General features: G+C 68.7%; 7 protein-coding genes. 4 read left to right on the top strand and 3 right to left on the bottom strand.

The features are described 5' to 3' along the window. Positions 1 to 101: 101 nt before the first annotated feature. Entirely contained in the window at positions 102 to 386 is a 285-nt protein-coding gene (locus tag AZG88_RS45485) for a hypothetical protein (protein ID WP_226955741.1), read from the top strand. An 89-nt stretch (positions 387 to 475) separates the two neighbouring features. On the opposite strand, the gene AZG88_RS45480 is transcribed toward AZG88_RS45485, so the two are convergent. Beyond that, positions 476 to 862 (bottom strand): VOC family protein, encoded by a 387-nt coding sequence (locus AZG88_RS45480; protein ID WP_005241164.1) that lies wholly within the window; start codon positions 860 to 862, stop codon positions 476 to 478. A gap of 13 nt (positions 863 to 875) precedes the next feature. Then, a complete protein-coding gene (locus tag AZG88_RS45475; RefSeq protein ID WP_061701343.1) occupies positions 876 to 1,631 on the bottom strand; it encodes an arsenate reductase/protein-tyrosine-phosphatase family protein in 756 nt (251 codons plus the stop codon). Between the two features lie 407 nt (positions 1,632 to 2,038). Here AZG88_RS45475 and AZG88_RS45470 point away from each other — a divergent pair, with 407 nt between their 5' ends. From AZG88_RS45470 to AZG88_RS45460, 3 genes are all read left to right on the top strand, one after another. Further along, on the top strand, positions 2,039 to 2,746 hold the full coding sequence (locus AZG88_RS45470; protein ID WP_061043427.1) for a thioesterase II family protein: 708 nt from the start codon (positions 2,039 to 2,041) through the stop codon (positions 2,744 to 2,746). Next, the gene (locus tag AZG88_RS45465) at positions 2,743 to 3,573 is read left to right on the top strand and encodes an SDR family oxidoreductase (protein ID WP_005241170.1); all 831 of its coding nucleotides are present in this window, start codon (positions 2,743 to 2,745) and stop codon (positions 3,571 to 3,573) included. Before AZG88_RS45470 ends, AZG88_RS45465 begins: the two co-directional genes overlap by 4 nt. A 73-nt stretch (positions 3,574 to 3,646) precedes the next feature. After that, positions 3,647 to 6,478 carry a non-ribosomal peptide synthetase gene (locus tag AZG88_RS45460; protein ID WP_231914428.1) on the top strand — a complete coding sequence of 944 codons (2,832 nt, stop codon included), beginning with the start codon at positions 3,647 to 3,649 and terminating at the stop codon, positions 6,476 to 6,478. On the opposite strand, the gene AZG88_RS45455 is transcribed toward AZG88_RS45460, so the two are convergent. Then, positions 6,454 to 18,147: an amino acid adenylation domain-containing protein gene (locus tag AZG88_RS45455; protein WP_231914427.1), complete on the bottom strand. Its 11,694-nt coding sequence runs from the start codon at positions 18,145 to 18,147 to the stop codon at positions 6,454 to 6,456. The two genes, AZG88_RS45460 and AZG88_RS45455, sit on opposite strands and share 25 nt — an antisense overlap. Positions 18,148 to 18,277 lie beyond the last annotated feature (130 nt).

The following is an 18,277-nucleotide window of genomic DNA, read 5'->3' as shown; positions in this document are numbered from 1 at the left end:
CATCCGGCGACGCGGTCGCCGCATGCGAGATCGGCTGACGGTGTGCCACCTGCAATGGAGGACGGCCGGGGTGAGTCCGAAGTCTGGTTCAGTTTGATGCGATGAAGGTGCTCACGATCGTATCGGTCGTCTCGGTGCTGTGCGCTGTGTCGGTGTGGCTGTTCGTCGTGCCGCAACTGGTAGGAACGGGGATGGTCGAGCCTGGACCACTTCTCGGTCTGATGGTTCTGCTCCCGACGCCGGTCGGGCTGATCGCCGCGTTGGTCGGGAGGGTCGCAGGCCTATGGTTCGACGGGGTGGGAGTTGCTGATACTGCCGGCGTCGTTGATGTTGGGGCAGGTTGTGGTCGCATCGGGCCTGATCTCGGCCATGGTGAGTCGCCGTAGAGGCATCGACGCCGAGTCGGGGAAGGAAGGCAGGTCGTGTGACACGCCGTCCCGACGGTGTCGTCGGCTCAGGTGATCGGTGTGGAGGCCTACCGATGTGCGGTGGGCTGGAACAGTTCGATCAGATTTCCTGCGGGGTCGGCGAGCAGGATCTGGCGACCACCCGGGCCGCTGACCACATCACTGTGGAAGGCGACACCGGCATCGCGCAGTCGGGTGATCTCGGCGTCGAGGTCGCTGACGATGAGGTGGATACGGTTGCCGCCCGGCCCGGTGATGTCGGTGGGGGTGGCGCGCGCACCTGAACTGGCCGGGCCGGACAGCAGTAGTCGCAAAGAGCCGCGGATCACGTCGGCGAAGGCGGGGGCGGGATTGGTGTGCAGGGTGAAGCCGAGGTGGCTGGTGTAGAAGTCGATCGCTGCGGGCACGTCGTCGACGAGGTAGCGGACGCTGGCGTATTCGATGGGTGGGGTCATCGGGAACTCCTTTTCACGGGTTGGTGGTGAGGGTCGGAAGCAGGTACCGGATGCGGGCGTCGATCTCGGCGGCGGTGGCCTCGAAGGTCGGGTAGGTGTCCTCGCCGGTGCCGCATCGTGTCGGGTCGGGGATGCTCCAGTGGATCCAGCGCGTGTCGTTGCCGAACTCCGGGCAGACTTCGCGGGCCTTGTCGCACAGGGTGACTACCGCTTGGAACCGGCGGTCGGCGAGTGTGTCGAGGTGGCGGGGTTGCTGGTCGGAGATGTCGATCCCGAACTCGTCGCGCAGCACGCGCACCGTATTGGGATGCATGCCCGGTTTGGGGTGGGTGCCGGCGCTGATTGCGTCGATTCGGCCGCTGGTGTGCTCGCGCAGCAGAGCTTCCGCGATCGCGGAGCGGGCACTGTTGCCGCTGCACACGAACAGCACGGCGAGGGGTGTCTTCGGGTCGAACGGCGGGGGTGTGGAGGTCCGGCCGAGTGTCGGGTGTAGCGCGGTGCCGGTACCGGCCAGCATCTCGGTGCAGCGGTCCAGATCCAGGTGGTAGTAGCTGTCGCGGCCGTCAAAGGTGCTGCGTGTGGCCCTCACCAGCCCGCCGTCGCGCAGCAGGCGCAGGGGGTAGGAGATCAGGTTCTGCGACTCACCTACCAGCGTCACCATCTCCCGGACCCGGTAGTCGCTGCCGGACAGTACCGTCAACAGCTGCCACCGCAACGGATGAGCGGCCAGCTGCACGAATGACGGGACGGGTTGACGCAACAGCACCACCCCGCGAGGGTAACACCAGATGCATCAAACCAGTTTGATTCAATTGGAGACCGGGTGTGGGGTGGGAGCATGGTGTCGACGACAGCGGTGACGGATACACCGGATGGGCCGCGGCGCGGCGTGACGTGGCGGGGCACGTCACCTCATTTCCGACCAGTTCTCCAGGTGCTTCGCTCCGTACATGGTGACGGGCAGCATTCTGCGCGGGAACGCTGGGGGAGTGCGACATTGGGGTCGAACTTCATCTGAACTCATGCGCCAGAGATGGATCTACTGACATTCTGATTGTCCCAACGGTCGCTCCGCAGCACCGGAGGGTGCACACGAATCCCCACACCGGGAAAGGGGCGCGGCCTAGGGTCGAAGGTAACCGGTCTTCCTCGGCGTCGTGGAAGGAGGCGGCAAAGGTGCCTGCGACACTGGTGTGCCTGCCGTACGCGGGTGCGGGCGCATCCTTCTTCCGCGATTGGCAGGGTTATGCGCCGAGGGGACTGGATATCCTCCCGGTGCAGCTCCCCGGCCGTGAGGAACGCTTCGGTGAGGACCTGCTCACCTCGGTCGACGCCGCCGTCGACGACATGGCGCCGCGCGTGCTGCCGGTCGTCCGGGAGTCTGCCGGGGTGGCCGTGTTCGGGCACAGCTTAGGTGCGGTCCTGGCCTACGAGCTGGCGCACCGCCTGGCCGCCGACGGGGGCGTCGCGCTGACCCGCCTGTTCGTGAGCGGATCGCCCGGACCGGCGACCGTGCGGGAAATCCGGGCGTCGTCGTTGGCGGATGCGGAGTTCCTCGCCCAGGTGGGTGATCTGGCCGGGTATTCCCATCCCGCGCTGGCGAACCCGGAACTACGGGAGTTGCTGTTGCCCGTCGTCCGCGCCGACGTCGAGATGCACGAAAACTATCGACCGCCACCGCACCCGCCGCTGGACGTCCCGATCACGGCTCTGCGCGGGCGCAGCGATCACCTCGTCGGTGTCGCTCAGGTGGCGGAGTGGGCGGCGGCGACGACTGCCGGGACTGCGGTGCTCGAGGTCGACGGCGGGCACATGTATCTTGCCGAGCACCCGCACGCGCTGGTACGACTGCTTGCTGCGCAACTCGGCGAGGGCGCTCGGTGAGCGCCGACCTCGCCGGGAAGACGGCCTTCGTGACCGGCGCGGCGCGGGGGATCGGCCGTGCCTGCGCCGTCGAGTTCGCAGCGGCCGGGGCTGATCTCATGCTCGTCGACATCACCCGGAACCTGCCGGGGGTGCCGTACCCACTCGGTTCGCAGAGTCAGCTCGACTACACCGCGGAGTTGTGCCGCGAGCACGGTGCGACGGTGTTGACCCAGGCGGTGGACGTCCGTGAGCTCACGGAGATCAGGGCCGCGGTACAGGTGGCTCACGAACGATTCGGTCGCCTCGACGTGCTGCTCAACAATGCGGGAATCGCCGCACCGTCCGGGAAGGTGGCGCACGACATCGCCGAATCGGAGTGGCGTCTGATGCTCGACGTCGACCTCTCCGGGGCGTGGCGGACCATCGCGACGGTCGGCCGGATCATGGTGACCCAGCGAAGCGGAAGCATCGTCAATGTCGCCTCGACGGCCGGGCTCGTCGGGTATCGCCACTTCGCCGGGTACGTCGCGGCCAAACACGGCCTCGTCGGCCTCACCAAGGCCGTCGCCCTCGACTACGCGCCGAGCGGGGTGCGGGTGAATGCGCTGTGCCCGGGATCGGTGCGGGACAGCAGTGAGTACGAAGGGCGGATGCTCGCAGAGATCGCGCGCTCCCTGGGAGTCGGCGTCGACGAGCACGAGTCGGTCTTCGTGCAGGCCCAGCCGACCAACAAGCTCGTCGAACCCGGTGAGGTCGCGGCAGCGGCGCGGTGGCTCGCGTCCGACGACGCGCGTGGAGTCACGGGTACCGTGGTGACGGTGGACGGCGGTTTCACGGCACGCTGAGGGCGACTCGCGCGTTGTTCGCCGTGGAGGCACAAGCTCCGGTCGTCGCGCGTTTCTCGACTAGGATTGCTCTATGCACCAATCCCCTTGGGGGAGGTCCGGGCCGGTGCGCACGTCGTTCGGCCATGCAATGACGGTGCGCTTGCCCAGCGGGGTGTGGTCGGAGACGCTTGCGGCGCGGTGGGACACCGCGTCCCGTCGCTGGTGGGAGCCGGCGACCCGACCGACTCGTTTGTGGGTGGAGGACGTGCCCGCCGTTTCGGCTTCGGAGGAGGCACGGCGCCGGCTCGTCGCCGAGTGCCGGCGGCCCGTCGCGGTCGACGGTCCGGTGGTGCGTGCAGTCCTGGTGCGGTACACCGACCAGATGGCCGATCTGGTCGTGGTCGCCGACCGGCGTGATCTCGACACGGCCTCGCTCACGCTCCTGTGCGACGTGGTCATTGGTGCGATCGACGCCCACACGGTGATCGCGAATCCCGTTCGCCGTCATCGGCACGGTCGGACACTGCGTGGATGGGGCACGGCAGTACTGCATTCCACTCACCCGCTGATCCGGGCCCGCGAGGACGTGACGGCGGCGGTGGCCGCTGCCGCGGCGGTCGTCACCGGCAGATGCGACGGCCTCCGCTCGGTGACGATCCCGGTGTGGCGGGGCGACCGGACGCGGCCACCCCGAGTGCTCGGCGGGTTCGAGAACCGGGTCGACCTGACGTTCGACACTTCCGGGGACCGTTCACCCGCCGAGCTGATCGACGAGGTGGAAAGCGAACGGCGACAGGAAGTGCCCTGGGACGCCGCGGAGATCGGACAGATGAGCAATGCGACGACCGGTGTGCTGGAGACGGTTCTGCGTGACCCCGGACATACGTACCTCCCCTGCCAGTCGGCGCCGTTTCCGCTGACACTCGTGCCGATGGTCGAGGCCGGCGGGCACACTACCCTGGAGGTCTACGCCGACCCGGCATCTGTGGACGCCGATACCGCCAGGCGGTTCGGGCAGTGGGTCGCCCAGGTGGTGAACGGACTTCGCGACCCGTCCCCGCGACGACGTGGTGTGTTCGGCGAGGCGGTGGCGCCGCTGGGCGCCGATGTGCGAGCGCCTGTCTCCGGTGGCCGGATCGAGCATCTCGTCGCCCGGCACGCGCACGAGCGTCCCGATGCGGTCGCGGTGACCCAGGGCCGGCGCACGTTGACCTACGGCGCACTCGACGAACAGTCGATCTGGGCGGCACGAGGTCTTCGCGATCGCGGAGTCGGTCAGGGAGACCGGGTCGGAATCTGTTTGGATCGGTCGGTCGATCTCGTCGTGATGATGCTTGCGGTGTTGCGTAGCGGTGCGGCGTTCGTTCCGATGGATGTGCGGCATCCTCCGGATCGTCTCGCGTACACCGCGCGTGATGCCGGTGTCCGCCTGGTCGTCACCGAGCTCGAGATTGGAGGCGGGTGGGGCGCCGTACCGGTGGTGACGCCGGCGGAGCTGTCGGTGTCGGCATCGGTGCCGGGTGAGGTGGATTGGGCTGTAGGCGGCGACGGCGCCCCCGCCTACGTGGTCTACACGTCCGGGTCGACGGGCCGGCCGAAAGGCGTGGTGATTCCGCATCGCGCCGTGCCGGCGCTGATGGCGTCCACCGCAACCGAATTCGCGCCGACACCCGGCGACACCTGGTCCATGTTCCATTCGCCCGCCTTCGACTTCTCGGTGTGGGAGATCTGGGGAGCGTTGTCGTCCGGTGGCCGCCTCGTGATCGTGCCGTACTGGATCTCGCGGTCCCCGGTGGAGTTCCACACGTTGCTCGCCGACGAACACGTCACGGTCCTCAGTCAGACGCCGTCGGCGTTCGTGCACCTGGCCGCGGCCGACCGGGATCTCGAGCCGCTGTCCGCGCTCCGCCTGGTCGTGTTCGGCGGCGAGACTCTCGATCCTCGTGTCGTACTGCCGTGGCTCGATCGGTATCCGGAATCGCATTGCCGGCTGGTGAACATGTTCGGGACGACGGAAACCACCGTGCACGTCACCGCGCACACCGTGACACGGCGCGACGCCCTGACCGGCGCACGAACGGTGGGGGATCCCCTACCCGGCTGGGAGGTGGTGGTCGCGGACGAGAACGGTCATTCTCTGCCGCCCGGAATGGCCGGCGAGATCTACGTCGGCGGGGCCGGTGTCGCGCTCGGGTACCTCGACCGTCCCCGGTTGACGGCCGGCCGTTTCGTCGCGGCACCCGGCGGGTTCCGGTGGTATCGCACGGGCGATCGCGGAAGGATCCGTGACGACGGCCGTCTCGAGCATCTCGGTCGACTGGACTCCCAGGTCCAGATCCGTGGGTTCCGTGTAGAACTCGGCGAGGTGCGGTCCGTGCTCCTCGACGATCCCGTCGTCGCGGCAGCGGCCGTGGTGCCGTCGGGGAGGCCGGAGGATCCGGCCGGAATCGCGATCGACGCCTACGTCGTTGCGGCCCGGTCGGCGACGGAGACCGAGACGGTCGCGGCGATACGGGAACACGTCGCCCGATTCCTACCGGATTATATGGTGCCCCGCACGATCACGGTGCTCGACACGTTGCCGCTTACCGTCAACGGAAAACTCGACGTGACAAGGCTTCCCGCACCGGTCCTGCGGTCCGTGTCGCACACTGCGGTCGAACCGCAGGACGGCCCGCTCGCCGAGGCCGGAACGGCGCAGATGCTCACCGACATCTGGGAGTCGGTGCTGGGGGTCCCGGTGTCGCTGGACGACAACCTCTTCGAGCTCGGAGGGAACTCGCTGTGCGCGATCAAGGCCGACGGGATGATGCGGCGGCTCGGCCTTCCGGCCCTCCCGATGCGGGAGCTGTACCGGCATCCGAGCATTCGCGGAATCTGCGACACTCTCGCGCGGCGCTATCCGCCCCGACCGGATACGTAGGTTTCGACGAGCACGCCGATCGCACGTGCCGGACCCGGTTGCATCATGTCGTTGTGCGCGCAGTCGACGCGTTCGTCCTGCATGGTGCCGGTGATCGAGTCGCCCCATCCGGCGCGGGGACTGTCCGCTGCGGTGAGCAGGAGCGCGTCACCGCGAAAGACCCTCGGGACGAATCTCGTCGACAGCCGAGTGGACCGGGCATATCCCTCGGCGATTCTCCGCAGCCGGTCAGCGGAGACGGCGACGGCGGGACCGAAGGTGTCGCGGAGTCGTTGGGCGGCGTCCTCGTAAGTGAGGGACCCGGCGTCCTCGCCGACGTCGACTCCCAGACCACGCAGAAGGTCGCCGACGTCCAAGGTTTCGGGATCGGCCGTCGCGCCGCCAGGGCAACTGTCCAGGAGCACGAGGGACCCGACCTCCTCACCCCGGTCCTGCAGCTCAGTTGCCATGGCATGCGCGATCAGCCCGCCGAGCGACCAGCCGAGCAGATGATACGGTCCCGCCGGCTGGACGGCACGGACCTCGTCGAGGTATCGGTGCGCCAGTGCCTCGATCGAGTCGTACTCGGGACCGCCGCCGAGGGAGGGCAACTGCAGTCCCCACACGGGCCGGTCCGGTGAGAGATGGCGAACCATACCGCTGTACGCCCAGGCCAGGCCCATCCCGGCATGGACGCAGAAGAGTGGTGCGAGCCGACCACCGCGGCGCAGCGGCACCACAACCCGGAGAGCTTCGTCGGCGGACGCGGGCAGGGCGCCAGTCGCGAGGCGGGCCGCCAGACCTGCGGGAGTGGGGTCGAGGAAGAGGGCGGGAAGCGGCACCGGCCGGCAAAGTCGCCGCTGCAGGTCCGCGGCGACGCGGACCGCGGACAGTGACGTGCCGCCGAGCGTGAAGAAGTCGTCGTCCACTCCGATCGGGCGGTCCTCGCCGGTGTCGACGACTTCCGCGAAAGCCTCGACGACGGCTCGCTCCACGGCCGTGGACGGAGCACGGAATCGTTCGGACCGGGGACCGAACTCGGGTTCGGGGAGGGCCGAGCGGTCGAGCTTACCCGCCGGGGTGAGCGGCACCTCGTCGAGTACGACGATCGCCGCGGGGACCAGATACGGCGGAAGCTGCGCGGACAACGCCGTGCCCACCGCACTCGCGTCGACGTCCGAGCCGGTCGCACCGCGGACGTAGGTGACGAGTATCAGTTCCCCGTCTGGTCCGGTTCGCCCGACGGTGGCCGCGAAACCGATGTCCGCGCGCGCCGCGAGGATCGAGTCGACCTCGCCCGGTTCGACCCGGAATCCGCGCACCTTGATCTGGAAGTCGGTGCGGCCGAGGTGTTCGAGCGTGAGGTCGGGCCGGGTGCGTACCAGGTCGCCGGTGCGGTACATCCGCGACCCGGGGGCGGCGAACGGGCAGGCGACGAAATGGGTCGCCGTCGTGGCCGGGCGATCGTGGTAGCCGCGGGCCAGGCCGGGCCCTGCCAGGTACAGCTCACCCGGGGTGCCCGGGGGAACGGGATGCAGCCGGGCATCGAGGACGGCGGCGGCGAACCCGCGGACGGGGCGCCCGATGGTGACAGGTTCCGCCGGTGCCAGTGGTTCACTGACATGCGACCAGATCGTCGTCTCGGTGGGACCGTACGCATCGAGCATGCGCCGACCGGGCGCCCATCGCCGGACCAGGTCCGCCGGGCACGGTTCACCGGCGACGGTGAGGACCCGCAGCAAGTCGAGCCCCGTCGGCCCGAGCGATGCCAGCGCGGTCGGGGTGATGAACGCGTGGGTGATCCGCTCGCCGGCGAGGATATCCGCCAGCGCCGCACCGCCATAGGTCGGCGGGGGCACGAGCACGACCCGCGCCCCCGCGCAGAATGCCATCGTCAACTCGAACAACGCCGCGTCGAAACTGGGGGACGCGAGATGCGAGACCCGCGCATCGGGGGTGACCTGCAGGTGGTGACGTTCCTGCTCGAACAGGTTCGAAAGACCCCGATGCGACACCACGACCCCCTTCGGAGTGCCGGTTGATCCGGACGTGTAGATCAGATAGGCGGGGTTGTCCGGGCGCAGCGGACCCACGCGGTCGACGTCGGTCACCGGGTTGGCAGGAAGGTGCCGCAACTGCGTCTCGAGGTCGGGATCGTCGAGCACCAGCCACTCGACCGTGTCCGGCAACTGTGTGCGATACCGGGCGACGGTGACGCCGAGTACCGCTCCGCAGTCGGCGAGCATGTGGGTGATCCGGGTGGGCGGATATGTCGGGTCGATGGGTACCGACGCGGAACCCGAGCGGGCGACCGCCCACACGGCACGGACCCACGCGAGGGATCGTGGCAATGCCAGAGCGACGAACCTTTCAGGTGCGGCACCCCGAGCGATGAGCAGCCGAGCGAATTGCGTGGAGTCGGCGTCGAGTTGGCGATAGGTGAGCGCGCGACCGGCATCGGACACGGCCACCCGGTCGGAGTGCCGCTCCGCGGCCTCGGCCAGCAGGTCGGGCCACACCCGCGCCGGGAGGCCGGGCGGTCCGGAGACCGATGCGTCCTCGTCCTCGTCGCCGAGCCTGAGGTCTCCGACCGGGTCGTCCGGGTCGGAGACGACCGACTCGAGGAGACGGGTCAGACGGCCGGCGAAGCCCTGCACGGTCGCGGCGTCGAAGATGTCGGTGGCGTAGGTGAATCCGGCGGCGATCCCGTCGGGGTCACCGGACTCGTCGAACGTCTCGGCGACGACCAGTTCGAGATCGACCTTGACGACGGGCGGCGTGTACTCGGCGACCGTGACAGTCAGGTCCGGCAGCGTGATCTCGGGTCGCTGGACGCTCTCGAACTCGAGGGACACCTGGAACAGCGGCGAGCGGGAGGTTGACCGCGCCGGATCCACGGCCTCGACGACGCGCTCGAAGGGCAGGTCGGCGTGCATGAACGCACCGAGGTCCGCGTCGCGGGTTCTGGTCAGCACTTCGCGGAACGAATCTGCCGAGTCGACCGGGGTCCGCACGGCGAGTGTGTTGACGAACATGCCGACGAGCTGGTCCAGCCGGGGATCGGGGCGGCCGGCGACGGGGGTGCCGATCACGATGTCGGAACTGCCGCTGAGGCGGGCGAGGAGGACCGCGAAGGCCGCGTGCAGAGTCATGAACGTGGTCGCCCCGGTGCTCCGCGCGAGCGCATGCAGGCGGCGGTGTACGTCGGTGGGGATCTCGAAGCGGACCGACTCTCCGTGGTGGGTGCGGTGGGTGGGTCGGGGTCGGTCGGTGGGGAGGGGGAGGGTGTCGGGGAGGTTGGTGAGTGTGGTGGTCCAGTAGGTGGTTTGGGTTTGGGTGGTGGGGGTGGGGTGGTCGGGTGTGCCGAGGAGTTGGTGTTGCCAGTGGGTGTAGTCGGTGTAGGTGAGGGGTAGGGGTGTGGGGTGGGGTTGTCGGTGGTGGGTGTGGGTGGTGTAGGCGGTGGTGAGGTCGTGGGTGAGTGGGGTGAGGGAGTGGCCGTCGGCGGCGATGTGGTGGAGGACGAGGGTGAGGGTGTGGTGGGTGTTGTCGAGTTGGTAGAGGTGGGTGTGGAGGGGGGTGTCGGTGGTGAGGTCGAAGGGTTGGGTGGTGTCTGCGTTGATGTGGTGGGGGAGTTGGGTTTCGGTGGTGGGGGTGGGTGTGAGTGGTGGTGTGGTGGGGTGGGGGTGGATGTGTTGGGTGGGGTGTCCGTGGTGGAGGGGGTAGGTGGTGTGGAGGGGTTGGTGGCGGTGGATGAGGTCGGTGAGGGCGTGGTGGAGGGCGGTGGTGTCGAGGTGGCCGGTGAGGTGGAGGGTGAGGGGGATGTTGTAGGTGGGGGTGGTGGTGTCGTATTGGTTGAGGAACCAGATGCGTTGCTGGGCAGGCGACAACGGCACGAACTCGGGTTGGATCCCCGGAGTGGGCACCGGCAGCGGGGCGTCGTTCGAGTCGTGGTCGAGGTGGGTGGACAGGACTCGCGGTGTCCGGTCCTCGAACACGGTCCGGACGTCGATGTGGGTGTGCAGCGTCGAATTGACCCGCGCCACCACCCGTGTCGCCGTCAGCGAGTTCCCGCCCGCCTCGAAGAAGTTGTCGTCGACACCGACGTGCTCGAGCCCCAGAACGGCCGCGAATGCGTTCGCGACGGTCTCCTCGACGGGCGACGTCGGTCGGTGCGCGGGATCGGCCGGGGAGTCGAACCGGGGATCGGGCAGCGTGGCGCGATCGAGTTTGCCGACGGGGGTCAGCGGGATCCCGTCGATCGGCACGATCGCGCTGGGCACCATGTGCGCCGGAAGGCGTTCGGTGAGATAAGCCGAGAGTCGTGCCGGGGCGAGCTCCGCGGACCCGACGACGTAGGAGACGAGGATCGGGTCCCCGGCGGGTCCGGTGCGGGTGAGTGTCGCGGCGTATTCCACGTCCGGGTGGGCGCCGAGGACGGCGTCGATCTCGCCGGGTTCGATGCGGAACCCGCGCACCTTCACCTGGAAGTCGGCGCGGCCGAGGTACTCGACCACCCGACCGCCGGACGTGTCGGCGACCCAGCGGACGATGTCGCCGGTCCGGTACATCCGCTCGCCCGCCGGCCCGTAGGGAGCGGCGACGAAGCGTCCTGCGGTCAGGCCCGGCCTCCGGTGGTATCCGCGGGCCAGACCCGACCCGGCAATGTACAACTCTCCCGGAACGCCGTCCGGTACCGGCTGCAGCCGCGCATCCAGCACCACTTCGTCCGCACCGGCGACCGGTCCGCCGATCGTCACTTCGGACCCGGGTGCGAGCGGCGCGCTGATGTTGGACATCACGGTGGTTTCTGTGGGGCCGTAGCCGTTCCGCAGAGCACGGCCACCGGACCACCGGGTCACCAGACCGGGCGGACACGCTTCGCCGGCCGCGAGTATCTCGCCGAACCCGTCGTATCCGTCGAGGTCGTCGGGATCGGCCGAGGCCAGTGCGGCAGTCGGGACGAAGGCATGCGTCACCCGTTCGGCGGCGACGAAGCGGGACAGCTCCGTGCCGCCGACGATTGTCGGCGGGCTGATCACCAGAGTCGCGCCACAGCCGAACGCCAGAAGATAGTCGAACACCGATCCGTCGAATGAGGGTGACGAGAAGTGGAGCACGCGCGAGTGCCGCCCCGGACCGGGGCCGGCCGCCTGCGCCGCAGCGAGCGTGGCCAGCCCGCGGTGCGGAACCACCACGCCTTTCGGGACACCGGTCGATCCGGACGTGTAGATCATGTACGCGGGATGGTCGGGTCGCAACGGCCGGCGGCGATCGGCGTCACCGAGGGCACCGCTCGACTGTTGTTCGACCGTCGTGATCGTCCCGGGTTCGTCCAGGACGAGCCACGGCACCGTGTTCGGGAGCCGCTCACGTTGCGGTGTCAGCGTGACGCCGAGTGCGACACCCGAATCGGCGATCATGTCGGCGATGCGTGCGGCGGGATAGCCCGGGTCGATCGGGACGAAGGCGGCCCCGGTCTTGGTGATCGCCCAGACCGCGAGCACGGAATCGGCGGAACGGGGGATTGCCAGGGCAACGTAGCGTTCCGGGCCCGCGCCATGCGTGATCAGCAGGCGCGCAAGCCGGTTCGACGCCTCGTCGAGGTCGCGGTAACTCACCGCGCGACCGGAATCCTCGAGTGCGACGGCGTCCGGATCCAGGGCTGCGGCGTCGGTGACGATCGTGGCGAGCGTCCGGGTGACGGGTGCGGGACCGCCGCGTACGGGCGCGAGCGCACGGAACTCGTCGTCGCCGAGAAGCCGCACCGACGCGACGGTCGTGTCCGGTGCCGTCGCGATGACGTCCAGTGCCCGGCACATGTGTGCCGCGATCGTCTCGGTCTCGTTGCGGCTGAAGAACTCCGGCAGAAACTCGAACTTGAGGTGGAGTGTGGTGTCGGTGGTGGCGGCGAGTGCGAGGGGGTAGTGGGTGGCGTCGGTGGCGGAGGTGGTGGTGATGGTGAGGTCGGTGGGTGGGGTGGTGGTGTGGTGGGGGTAGTTCTCGTGGACGGTGATGGTGTCGAAGGTGGTGGCGTGGGGGATGTGGGTGAGGGGGAGGTGGTGGTGGTCGAGGAGTTGTGTGTGGGTGGTGTGGGTGCGTGTGAGGAGGGTGGTGAGGGTGTCGGTGGGGTGGAGGGTGATGCGGACGGGGATGGTGTTGATGAAGAGTCCGATCATGGTTTCGATGCCGGGGATGTGGGGTGGGCGTCCGGAGACGGTGGTGCCGAAGGTGATGTCGGTGGTGCCGGTGTGGGTGGCGAGGACGAGGGCCCAGGCGGTGTCGATGATGGTGTGGAGGGTGAGGTCGTGGGTGCGGGCCACGGTCCGCAACGCATCGGTGTGCTCCCTTGACAGCGAGACCCGATACTCCTCGGGGAACGTGGATGGGACGCGGCCGCGCGCGGACGGCACCAGGATCGTCGGTCCCTCGAGTCCGTCGAGGACGTCGGCCCACGCGGCCCGGCTCTCCGCGAGTGACTGCTGGGTGAGCCACTCCAGGTAGCGGCGATACGGGCGGGGTCGAGTGACTGCGCCGGGGTCGGCGTGGTGCTCGTACAACTGGAGGAGTTCATGCAGGAGGAGGGGCGTCGACCAGCCGTCGAGCAGGATGTGGTGATGGGTGAGGGCGACCTGGTGGTGGGTGGGGCCGTGGGTGACGAGCGTGAGCCGGAGCAGGGGTGGCGCGGTCAGGTCGAACGGGGTGGTGCGGTCGGCGGTGACGATGTCGTGAGCGACCGTCCCGTCGCGCTCGTCGCTGAGATCGTGGTGATTCCAGGGAAGTATTGCAGGAGTAACGATTTGAATCGACGTGCCGTCGGGAGTGTGTCCGAAAGCGGCGCGGAGGTTCGGGTGGCGGCCGAGCAGGGCTGCCGCGGCGTCGCGGAGGCGGTCGGGATCGAGGGGTCCGTCGATGTCGAGGACTAGTTGGACGACGTAGGTGTCGAGAGCCTGGCTCGTCAGTTCGTGGTGGAACAGCAGACCGGCCTGCAAGGGGGTGAGGGGCCAGACGTCGGTGAGGGTGGGGTAGTCGTGGTGGAGTGCGTCGAGGGCGGGTTGGTCGAGGTGGACGAGGTCGAGGTCGCTGGGGGTGAGCCGGCCGGCGCCGGGTCGGCTGGTGTGGTCGGCGAGGGCGGTGAGCGCTTCGGTCCACAGCTCGGTGAGCTCGGTGACGTCGGCCACCGGGAGCACATCGGGCGGATACACCCAGGTGGCGCGCAGAATCGGGGCGCCCCCTGACTCGTAGACGTAGGCGCTGACGTCGAGAATCGTTGCAACGGGCACGTTTCCGAGGATGGTGGCGTCGAACTCGATGCCGGTCATCGGTTCCCAGCCGGCACCGTGCGAGGGCCCGTGCGGCGGGTAGTCGAATCGGCCGAGGTAGTTGAGGGTGGTTTGGGGTTGGGGGAGGTTGCGGAGTTGTGTTGCGGTGTGGGGGTTGAGGTAGCGGAGGGGGCCGTATCCGGTGCCGTGGTCGGGGGTGTGGCGGAGTTGTTCTTTGATGGTGGTGAGGGCGTGTCCGGCGGCGGGTCCGCCGGTGAGTGCGTCGGTGAGGTCGATGTCGGTGAGGTCGAGGAGGGCTGGGTGGATGGTGGTGAACCAGCCGATGGTTCGGGTGAGGTCGGCGCCGGGGATGAGGGGGTCGGTGCGGCCGTGGCTTTCGATGTTGACGAGCAGTGTGTGGGTGGGGGTGTGGTGTCGGTGGCGCCAGGTGGTGATGGCGAGGGCGAGGGCGGTGAGGAGGGCGTCGTCGATGCCGCAGTGGTAGGTGGTGGGGAGGGTGGTGAGGAGGGTGTGGGTGGTGTGGGGTGGGAGTTCGATGGTGGTGTGGGTGGTGGTGTGTTCGGTGTCGTGGGTGGGGTCGAGGGGTCGGGTGCCGAGTGGGGGGTCGGGGGTGGTGAGGATGTTGCGCCAGTGGGGGAGTTCGTGGGTGCGGTGTGGGGTGGTGTCGGTGAGGGCGTGGGCGTAGCGGCGTGCGGTGGTGGTGACGGGTGGGAGTGTGGGGGTGGTGCCGGTGGTGTGGGCGTGGTGGGCGGTGGCGAGGTCGGGGATGAGGATGCGCCAGGAGACGCCGTCGGTGGCGAGGTGGTGGATGGTGATGAGGAGGTGTCCGGGTTGGGTGCCGGGGTCGAGCCAGACGAGTTGGAGCATGATCCCGTTCTCGGGATCCAAACGTGCGGCGGCAGCATGGGACTCGACCTCGGCCCGGCCCCTCAGGTCGGCCGGATCATCGAGTGCTACCCGGCGGATCAGCGACTCGACCCGTGGAGCCTGGTCGGCGGCCACGACCTCCAACGCAGTGTCTTCGTCCGTTGTCCCGCGCCGAAGTCGGGCTCGGAGCATGTCGTGGTGGTCGAGGACGGTCTGCACGGTGGCGGTGAGGGTGTCGGTGTCCAGGTCGGGTGGTGCGGTGAGCAGGACTGCTTGGCAGTACGTGTCGAGGTCGCCACCGCGGTCGAGCAACCACCGCGCGGCCGGTGGCAGCGGGAAGGAGCCGATTCCGCCGCCGGGTAGTTCGGGGAGGACCGCCCTCGGCTCCGGTCGTGTCGAGATCGCTCGCGCGAGCCGGGCGATCGTCCTGTGCTCGAACACATCCCGCGGTGTGAGTGCGAGTCCTGCGGTCTTCGCGCGGGCCACCAACTGGATGGCCATGATGCTGTCGCCACCGAGCGCGAAGAAGGAGTCGTCGACGCCTACGGATTCGAGGCCGAGCACGTCGCCGACCAGCGACACCATCGTTTTCTCGAGAGATGTTCCGGCAGGAAGGAATTTCACGGCGCGGGTCGTGAAGTCGAGGGCCGGGAGCGCGTTCCGGTCGATCTTTCCGTGGGACGTGAGCGGCAGCGTGGACAGTGGGATCACTGTGGACGGAACCATGTGCGAGGGGAGAAGGGACCTTGTGTGGTCGATCAGTTCCTGCTCGGCCACTTCGGTGCCGGGGACCGGTACGACATATCCGACGAGGTGGTCTGCGCCGTTTCTATCGGCCCGCAGCACTACGACGGCCTGCGCGACGGCGGGGTGACGTAGGAGGACGGACTCGACCTCGCCGGGCTCGACGCGGTAGCCGTGTAGCTGTACCTGGAAGTCGGTGCGGCCGTGGTACTCCAGCCGACCGTCGGTGTTCCAGCGGGCCAGGTCTCCGGTTCGGTACAGGCGGGAGCCTGGGGCGCCGAAGGGATTCGCGACGAACCGGCCGGCGGTGAGCGCGGGCCTGCCGAGATATCCCCGGGCCAACTGGGCGCCGCCGAGGTACATTTCGCCGGTCACCCCGGGGACGACGGGGTGCAGACGACCGTCGACGACGTACACCTGTGTGTTCCACACCGGCGTCCCGATGGGTGCTGTGGTGTCGGCGTGGTCGGTCGCGATGTCGTGGTACGTCGCTGTCACGGCCGCCTCTGCGGGACCGTACATGTTGCCGAGACGGACGCCCCGCGCGAGCACGCTACTCGCCGTCCTTGCAGTGATCGCCTCACCCCCGGTCAGGACCCGTCGCATCGACCCGGGGAAAGCGTGCTGGTGATCGTTGACGAACACGTCGAGTAGGGAGGGCACGAACTCCACCAGCGTGATCTGCATGTCGTCGAGGAGGCCGGACAGGTAGTCGAGGTCGAGCTGCCGTTCCGGGGGCAGGAGAACCAGGACGCTTCCCGAGCACAGCGCCGCGAAGCACTCCCAGATGGCGACGTCGAACGCGATCGGCGCCTTCTGTACCGTGCGGTCACCCTCGCGCAGCGGCAGCAGTGCCTGCGACCAGGCGAGTTGGTTCGCGATCGCCGCGTGGGACACCGCCACCCCTTTGGGTGTGCCGGTCGACCCGGACGTGTAGACCACGTAGGCCAGGTTGTCGGGGTGCAGCGGTGCGCCGCGGTCCACGTCGGTCACCGGTGCGCTGTCTCGCGCCGAGAGGTCGACGTCGTCGAACCGCGCCACCGGAACCCCGGTCGGAACGGGTAGATCGGCACCGGCGGTGGTGACGACGAGGGCGGCCGACGAGGATTTAATCAGTGATTCGATGCGGTCGGCGGGGTGGCCGGGATCGAGGGCCAGCACCGCCGCACCGGACTTGACCACCGCATACATCGCGGCGATCATTTCGAAGGATCGCGGGATCACCAGGGCCACGACGGATTCGGCGCCGATCCCGCTGCCGAGGAAGGAGCGCGCCAGCCGGGTCGACCAGGTGTCGAGTTCGGCGTAAGTGAGGGTTCGATCCTCACAGCGGACGGCAGGCGCGTCGGGTGTCGCCGCCACCCGTGCCTCGAACAGGTCCACGACCGTCGCGGCCGGAAGGTCGTGGGCGGTGGCGTTCCAGCGGTCGAGGACGAGCCCACGCTCGGCGTCGTCGAGGATGTCGATGTCGCCGACCACGGCGTCGGGGTCGGTCAGGCCCGCGGTGATCACCCGAAGGAGCCGGCCGGCGAATGCAGTGATCGTGTCGGCGTCGAACAGGTCGGTGGCATAGACGATCTGCCCACTGATGCCCGTCCCCGAATCGTCCTCGGCCGGTTGTTCGTGCAACACCACATTCAGGTCGAACGGCGACACCCGGGGGTCGAGGTCCGCGACATGTACCTCGAGGCCGGGCAGTGCGAGGCGTGGTGGCTCGATGTTCTGGAACGACAGCATCACCTGGAACAACGGATGGCTCCCCGCCGAACGCGGTGGGTGGAGTTCGTCCACGAGGGTTTCGAACGGAATGTCGGCGTGCGCGAAGGCCGCCAGGTCTGCGCCCCGCACCGCCGCCAGGACGTCACCGAACGGGGACGCGGGATCGATTGTCGTGCGCAGAACGAGTGTGCCGACGAACATGCCGACGAGGGGGTCGAGTTCCTGTTCGCCGCGGCCGGCGGTCGGCGACCCGACGACGACGTCCGTGGTAGCGGCGAGCCGGGACAGCAACACGGCCAGGGCCGCGTGGATGACGACGAATGTCGTCGTGTCGTGGGCTCGGGCGAAGTCGACGAGCCGGCGATGCGTCGTCGCGGGCATCACGAACGGAACCGTTGCGGCCCGGTACGAGGCGGTGGCGGGTCGCGGCCGATCCAGCGGCAACTCCAACCGTTCGGGAAGATCCGCGAGCGCCGTGCGCCAGAAGTCGAGTTGCCGTGCCACTGGGGACGCCGGGTTGGTGACGGACCCGAGGATTTCCCGCTGCCACACCGTGAAATCCGAGAACTGCACGGGCAACGGTTCCCACATCGGAGCACGGCCGGCACGGCGCGCGGCGTAGGCGGTGGAGAGGTCGCGGGCCAGGGGAGCCAGTGAGGACCCGTCCGCGACGATGTGGTGCACGACGAAAGCCAGGACGTGGTGGTAGTCGTCGAGTTGCCACAGTCGGACGCGAACCGGCGGACGGACGGTCACGTCGAACCCCTCGGCGACGGTGTCGTCGACGAGGCCGGAGACATGCACTGCGTCGGCCACCGGGGTGGTCGCCAGATCGACAGAAACACTCTCGGCGGGGACGACGACCTGCACCGGCCCGGTGTCGGTCAAGGGATAGACGGTCCGCAACGGTTCGTGCCGGACGAGGACGTCGAGCAGAGCAGCGCGCAGCGCGGTGACGTCGAGGAGTCCGGTCAGCCGGACCACCATCGGAACGTTGTAGACGGCCGACGTCACGTCGAACTGATTGACGAACCACATCCGCTGCTGCGCGAACGACACCGGTGCAGGTTCGGTATGCACCCGGGGTCCCAGTGCGGGTCGATCCGGGTGCACTTCGCTCGCGCCGAGGACGGCAGCGAGTCTGCGTACCGTGGGCGCCTCGAAGAGGGAGCGGATTCCGATCCGGGTTCCGAACGCCGAATCGATTCGG

Source organism: Rhodococcus sp. LB1 (genome assembly GCF_001583455.1).
GTDB classification, from domain to species: domain Bacteria; phylum Actinomycetota; class Actinomycetes; order Mycobacteriales; family Mycobacteriaceae; genus Rhodococcus_F; species Rhodococcus_F opacus.
Note: the sequence above shows the minus strand (reverse complement) of the source record. Positions and strands in the feature narration are given on the sequence as shown.

Coding starts and splice junctions, on each gene's coding strand:
- AZG88_RS45485 (WP_226955741.1), top strand. CDS start 102: ATGAAGGTGCTCACGATCGTATCGGTCGTCTCGGTGCTGTGCGCTGTG.
- AZG88_RS45480 (WP_005241164.1), bottom strand. CDS start 862: ATGACCCCACCCATCGAATACGCCAGCGTCCGCTACCTCGTCGACGAC.
- AZG88_RS45460 (WP_231914428.1), top strand. CDS start 3,647: ATGCACCAATCCCCTTGGGGGAGGTCCGGGCCGGTGCGCACGTCGTTC.